This is a genomic window from Peribacillus sp. NPDC060253, assembly GCF_042727425.1.
Classification (GTDB): Bacteria; Bacillota; Bacilli; order Bacillales; family DSM-1321; genus Peribacillus.
On record NZ_JBHXAS010000036.1, the window covers coordinates 35,278 to 42,190 of the forward strand.

General features: G+C 36.5%; 6 protein-coding genes. All 6 read right to left on the reverse strand.

The features are described from left to right. Positions 1–4: 4 nt before the first annotated feature. The 6 genes from ACFWE9_RS11875 to ACFWE9_RS11900 all read right to left on the reverse strand — a co-directional run bounded on the left by ACFWE9_RS11875 (position 5) and on the right by ACFWE9_RS11900 (position 6,826). The gene (locus tag ACFWE9_RS11875) at positions 5–2,728 is read right to left on the reverse strand and encodes an alpha-mannosidase (protein ID WP_230162232.1); all 2,724 of its coding nucleotides are present in this window, start codon (positions 2,726–2,728) and stop codon (positions 5–7) included. Between the two features lie 146 nt (positions 2,729–2,874). After that, positions 2,875–3,132, reverse strand: a complete 258-nt coding sequence (locus tag ACFWE9_RS11880; protein ID WP_230162234.1) for a hypothetical protein — start codon at positions 3,130–3,132, stop codon at positions 2,875–2,877. Between the two features lie 234 nt (positions 3,133–3,366). Then, the gene (locus tag ACFWE9_RS11885) at positions 3,367–3,654 is read right to left on the reverse strand and encodes a hypothetical protein (RefSeq protein WP_377356892.1); all 288 of its coding nucleotides are present in this window, start codon (positions 3,652–3,654) and stop codon (positions 3,367–3,369) included. A 784-nt stretch (positions 3,655–4,438) separates the two neighbouring features. Beyond that, positions 4,439–5,188, reverse strand: coding sequence for a hypothetical protein (locus tag ACFWE9_RS11890; RefSeq protein ID WP_230162237.1), 750 nt, complete (start codon positions 5,186–5,188; stop codon positions 4,439–4,441). 185 nt (positions 5,189–5,373) lie between these two features. After that, positions 5,374–6,096 (reverse strand): excalibur calcium-binding domain-containing protein, encoded by a 723-nt coding sequence (locus tag ACFWE9_RS11895; protein ID WP_377356894.1) that lies wholly within the window; start codon positions 6,094–6,096, stop codon positions 5,374–5,376. A gap of 10 nt (positions 6,097–6,106) precedes the next feature. Further along, complete coding sequence (locus ACFWE9_RS11900) at positions 6,107–6,826, reverse strand: PH domain-containing protein (RefSeq protein ID WP_230162241.1); 720 nt, start codon at positions 6,824–6,826, stop codon at positions 6,107–6,109. Between the last annotated feature and the right edge of the window lie 87 nt (positions 6,827–6,913).

Below are 6,913 nucleotides of genomic sequence, written 5' to 3' on the forward strand. Positions count from 1 at the left end.
ACCTTCACTCCTTCACTTGCCAACCAAGGCTAATAATTTCAAACGGTTTTACTTTTTCTTGAATTTGCGTATTTTCAAACGGCTCTTTCACATTCTCAACGATAGTACTCTTATAGCTATTTGTACCTTGCATTGGTTGAGCAATTACCATTGTTTCTTTTTCAGATGTGTTAAACCATCGAGCAATTACATCATCTCTTTCCTCCGCTAACTTGATAGAAGAGATTGCTAACGATTTACCTTCCCAAGTAAAAAATGTCTTTTCGGTTGGAAGTAACCCTTCATGTACATCTGTTTGTACAGCAATCACAGGCACTTGGAAGTCATACGCCTCTTTGAATACTTCTGACTCAACCACTGTACCTTTGTGAGGGATAACCATCCATTCTGCTTGGTACGTTCCAATACATTGAGCGTCTGGTGTCGGAAATAGACCCCAATCCCCTAACTCAGAAGTTGAACGTAGAATCGTAACGGCTATTGTTTGTTGTTCCTCAAGGATTTCATACTCATGTAATCCTTTATTCGCAATTGTCATCCCATGCTTTCCATCTGTTACACTTACAAAAGCCTGTTGGTGATGATCGAAACTAGGATTGTCCCACTCTCTTTCAGGTATATTAGGACGTTTTGCCACTTCAAAAACACTGTCTGCATAGTGTTCATTCGTACTTAGATTAGTTGGAAAAAGAACGCGTAGACGATGATCCTTTGCTTGATTTTCAATTGTAACCTTAACAGATGGCCCCTTCGCTTTTTGATCTAACTGAATATGTGTAGTTAAACGAATTGTTACATTTTCAGAAGATCGACCTGATAGCCGGTCCTTATGCCAAACTAATCGTTCCTTTTCTCGTTGAAACTTTTCATCGGCCTCTTTTGGAATCTCCCACTCATGAACAAGTTCCATAACGGAACGTAATGAATGGTCTTCAACTACTCTTATCTCCGCTTTCAAATCTTTCGTAGTAAGTGGAACTTCACCAGTTGGCTTCCTAAACATATATTCGTTACCAATGTCCCCGCTATTTTCATAGATTCCTAGATTTTCGAATACTTTCCCAGTCTGTTTGTCAGTCAATGTATACGAACCATTTTCATGAACAAACAAATGAACAAATTCATTCTCCAATTCACGAGCACATTGATTAATCGATGGCTGTTCATTCAACTTCGTTTCCTTGGCCGGTGCCGGTTTGATATAAAATGTTTTATATCCATAGCCCGGAAGAGATTGAGCTAGGAATGTTAATTTGATAATTCTTGCATAATAAGGACGTCGGAAACCATCTCCTGGTAACTCATATCCAAAACGGGTACCAAGGTCCTTTGTTTTACAATCATGTTCCGTACCACTTTTATCAACCAAATTAATATCAGGTAAATCCTTCGAACCAAGGAAATCTGGAATCTCTGAAAAAGGCATATCTGAAAAATAGACTTTTTCTAGTTCAACTTCTTTTTCGATAACCACATCTCGCGTATTTCCTGATGTGTTAAAAACAACAACTGGAATCATATCCTCATCAACAACACTTTGTTTCGTTGAAATATGAGATACAACTTCATTGGCCTTTTCCTCGATAATAGTTGATGCCGTCTGCTGAACCTTCTCAAAACGAGTTACCATTTCTCGATGTACTTCATCGACACTACAACCGCAAATACTGTCATGAGGATGGTTTTCCATCAGAGTTTTCCAAGCATATCGTAAATAATCACGTGGATATTCATGACCAAGAAAATATGAAAACACAGAAAGTGGCTCAGCCACCTTTTCTAAAAGTGTTTGACACTCTTGATTCATCTGCTTTAGATAGATACGGGCAGAGGCTGTATTTACAAGAGTTGACCACCCATCTGTACGTTGATTCCGCAGTTCACCCGTAATCGTCTGAAGTTGTTCTGGTAATGATTCCTGAAGTACTTCCATATAATCATCAAAATTAGAGTGTACAAACGTGATATCCGGAAAAAGTTCTTCAGCCACCTTGATTGCTTCTCCTATATCCACTTGAATTGGCTGATGATCACAACCATTCATGAAAAGAAGATTTGATGTTGAAGAATATTTCTTAGCATCAGCTAGTTTTGTTTCCCAATACTTTTTCGCACTCTCTCTATCAACTGGTACTTCATTGCCGTTGGAATACCAATTTGCAAACAACACACCAAGCACTGCCGAGCCATCTGGCGACTCCCACTTAAGTTCTGAAAATGGCGATTCAAATGTTTTCGCATCGCTCACCATATTATTAAATCCAGTTGGTTTTACACCTCTCCCAAACGCAGCAGTTTTAATATTAGCTTGCTGAAGCAATTGAGGTGCTTGCCCGTAAATGCCAAATGTATCTGGGAAGTACCCTACCTTTGACACAGCACCGTATTCCTTTGCAGCTTGTAATCCATACAACATATTTCTGACATTCGCTTCCGAGCTTGTTAAAAATGCGTCCTGTAACACATACCACGGACCAATATGAAGCTTTTTTTCTTGTATTAGCTTCTTAATCAATTCTTTTTTATCTGGACGAATTTGGAAATAATCTTCCAAAATAATCATTTGTCCATCCAAGTGAAAGCTCTGAAAATCTTCCCCCTTTTCAAACAAATCGATAAGTGTATCCATCAACTTCACTAAGTAGTAACGATGCTTTTCAAAAGGCATATACCATTCCCGATCCCAGTGGGAGTGAGAAATAATATGCGCAGTAGTCTTAAATTCCATTTTGTTTTTCCCTCCTATATCTCAATCCTTCGACAGGATAGTAGCCGCAGCACTCTTTATTCCCGTCAATGTACCATGACGCTTTTTCTATCTTCAGTAATTAGCCATCTTGGTGTAAAAGGTAATTGGTCATTTTCTACTAGCCATTAATAAAATGCTGGCTGTTCGATGATGGCACCACCGCCTAATAGGAACAGCTTAGGATTTAATATTTGAACTGCATGGATCGGCATTAGGAAAGCGCTATCAATATTTTGTACTATAGGATAACCACGCCACGATTTAGATTGTGTGGATTTAGTACCTTCACTTGTTTCTAATCTGGCAGAGCCGGAGTACCTATGCCGATTCCTGTAATGGTTGGGAACTGTTGCATTGATTTCTTTTACACACGATACACCCAAGTTGTTAGCACAACCTGGTATTTTACTTAGGTCGGAAATTCATGTGCTGTTAGGACGTCACCATCCTCTTGTACAAATTCAATCGCTATATTCGTTCCTCTAATATCATGCCTATAGCAGTTTTCATGTACAATCGCCTTCTTCTATTTTTCTTCACATTAACGATATGTTTCAGCAAGTCAATAGTCAATCAACACAGAGAAAGTGATAAGCTTTTTCCATATAATCTAAAATTTATCCATATTTTATGAAAGTGACTGTGACATTTCTTTTCAACCAGGCAGATCGAATTTGTTTTGCATTTACCCCTAAACTCTCGTTAATGTAAGCAGGGGTTAAATACAATTCCCCATTGTGATATAGAGCACTAATAGTTTGTGTAGGTTCATATTCTACATATAATCTGTTACGATTTGAATCATTCACTTCAAGTAACTGTTCCAGCTCTAATAAAGGTCTATCAACTGCCTTGTTCTCATTTGATATATTGTAGAAAAGTGCCTCCAGAGCGTTTAGATCCACATCTAATCCTTCACGATTAAAAAGGTCATTTAGCACCTTTCCAGTAAACACTATAAAAGAATAATGAAGAGAAATTCTTCTCGCAGCATCACAACTATGAACATCTATGCTCATATGACTGACAGCATGGAAGAAAAGGCCTCCCATCAGTTCAGTAAACTGATGAAAGACCTTCATCTTTAAAAATATTCACATGTTAGGTGAGCAAATAGGTGAGCATTAATTTCTAAAAACTCGTTAAACCCCTTTATATCAAGGGATTTAAAACCCTATTACATCATGCCACCCATTCATTTTTTTATATAATAGAAAGAAATAGGTTATAAAAAAGTTCTTCATATGAGGCTTTTGCCAAGATTCGACTAAATGATATTACATGAGACAAATAAAAGAAGAGGACAAAACGGAGGACAAAATTACCTTCCTTTTGTCCCCTTTTTCTTAGTACTTCTTTTTAATACAAAAACTCGAAATTATCTATAGCAATGCTCATCTGCTTTTCAAACAAATTATTGTATCTGCTTCGATCTGTTTTAAAACCTTTTACTAATATGCTTTCTTTTTCTGCAATCTAAGACTCTATCCTATTCAGGGTGAAATTCAATTTATTTGCGCACAAATCCTTTAATTTTTTTCGTTCTGTTCGTAGATGTCCCGTTGATTTTTGATTTCCTACATAACCGTGGATTAACTGGCTCAACCATATTGCCACTTCTCATTCTCTGCTAAGGAATAAATACTACACTTTTATGTATATATGATAAAAAATATGGATTTCACTAATCTATTTTATAATCGCTAACTGTTTTTTACTCGAAAACTTAGTATAAAATACATTAAAAGTTCCCGAAGAACTCCATTGCCCTGCAACAACTATAAGGTACTCTTTGTTTGGAAAAATATCGTTCTTTATTTCCTTAAACAACACTTCATCGTCAAAATTTAAAATAAAAGTGTATTCCTCTCCATCAGTAGAAGCAATCAGCGAAATTTCCATTTTAGTAGAGTTATAGAAATGTGGCCTTTTACATTTGGCTTCAATGATTCTCCAACCGAAAACACCTTTAGGGTACATGTGAATGCTTCTGTTATCCAGTAGCATTTTACCAATTGATAAACCGTTATATGTATCAGAATAGTCACAATTCTTACACATTGAATATATCTGACGAATTGTTCGTATTGGCTTTGATGTTGTTGTACCATTTCCATGTTCTCCAGGAGTTTCTTTTTTAGTCTGCGGCTTGCTTGGCATCATTAATGCTAGTAATGCATTGTCAAATTCGAATTTATCTTCATTATAATTATTTGGATTAAATCCATTTGAAGTTCCATATGGACAGCCTTCTATATGCCTATGAGAAGAACTTGCACGAAAATATGATGCGGATACTCCATCAATATTCGATATATGCATATGGGCGTTACATTTGGGATTTGGACAGTAATAGCGAATTCCCTTGTCCTGCCTCTGCGCGTTTTTTGCTAATAATTTCTCTGTTCGACCGTCATCCTTATAAACATACATTGCCATCTCTGTTCCTCCTTGTGAAAATCGAAAGTAAGTTATCGTCCAGTATTGTAGTATGTGACGAAAATATGTTTATTGTTTATCAAATATTTTAATCGACTTGGTCCAATAAGAAAATCAACACTAATCTTTAACAGAGCCTTTTAATAAAAGAAAGAGGACTATCTACTAGTCCTCTCAGGCTTACTTTACTTATCACAACCAATTCCATCACCATCACGGTCTAGGTGCTTGCCGTAACCAGGATTCCCTTCATATACAGGCGCTGCACCGGCGGATCGTACGGCATCACAGTTCTCATAATAAACCCTGGTGACCGCCTCTTGTTCCTTTTTTTCTTCAGCTAATCGAGCAGCTTCTTCCTTTTTCTTTTGTTCCTCAGCTAATTGAGCAGCTTCTTCCTTTTTCTTTTGTTCCTCAGCTAATCGAGCAGCTTCTTCCTTTTTCTTTTGCTCTTCAGCTAATCGAGCAGCTTCTTCCTTTTTCTTTTGTTCCTCAGCTAATCGAGCAGCTTCCTCCTTTTCCTTTTGTTCTTCAGCTAATCGAACAGCTTCTTTCTTTTTCTTTTGTTCCTCAGCTAATCGAGCAGCTTCTTCCTTCTTCTTTTGTTCTTCCGCCAAACGTTCAGCTTCTTTTTGCTCTTGTTTAAGAGTAATTTCCTTCTTTTCTTTAGGTACGGTTTCTTTTACTGGTTCTACAAAAATCATAGATAGTATGCAACTAAGTAAGAATCCTGCTAAAACTATCCATCCAGGTTTTGAAAACGTCACTCTTCCTTTACTACGTTGAATCATTTGGTAAATACCAAACAAGAAAATTATTAGACCTATCCAAGCAAAAGGGGTAGTGATAATAGTAGATAAAATTATAAATAGAGCAATAACAATCATAATCCATTTAATAAACTTCAAAATTTTCACCTCATGAGTTTAAAATCTTTTGTTTTTCTATTTCAAATTCTTCTTCAGTTAGCACGCCCTGATCACTTAATTTAGCAATTTGAGCAAGCTTCTCATACTTATCATCTGAATGTGCGGCTGCTTTATTTTTAGCTTTGCTTATTCCAGTAACCCGTTTTGACTCGTTCATTTTACTTCTAACAACTTTGAGAAACTGTTTGAGTTGATCGTCGTTTGCTATGTCGTCAAAGATTTTGCGGGTTCGTCCATAATCGATTAATAACTCTTTTTGAGCAAACCCATCCGGAGCTAATGAAATGCCATTCATTTTTCGATAATCGAAAGCTTCGGTGAACTCACCGTGACCTATTCCATTAGTAACAAATATAAGTCTGTGGCTGGTTGCAATAAGCATGCCCTTGATTTCTCTTTTTTTCGTTTTATCATACTCAGCAGGTATAGCTATTAAAACTTCCTCATCGGGGGATTTAATATATTTTTCAAAATGGATAATTGTACTTTTATAGAGAGAAAAACCTACCCTATTGAAAAAAACAGCACTCTTTCCGAAATATTTCTCAATTAATTGCATGTCAGCAGCTTGCTTTTTCTTTTTTTGCTGTTGGGCGATCTGATATTCCACTTCTCTTTGTTGACGTTTCTCCTCTTTGATTATAAGTGCCTTTTCTTTTTCTTCTGGTGAAACATACTCTTGTCCTAAAAGTTTTTTAAAAAAACTCAACACAATCACCTCCGTTTTTAATAAAGGATATTTTTTATGTAGCGGAAGTCGTTACTATCTAATAGCAATAAATATATAATAATACAA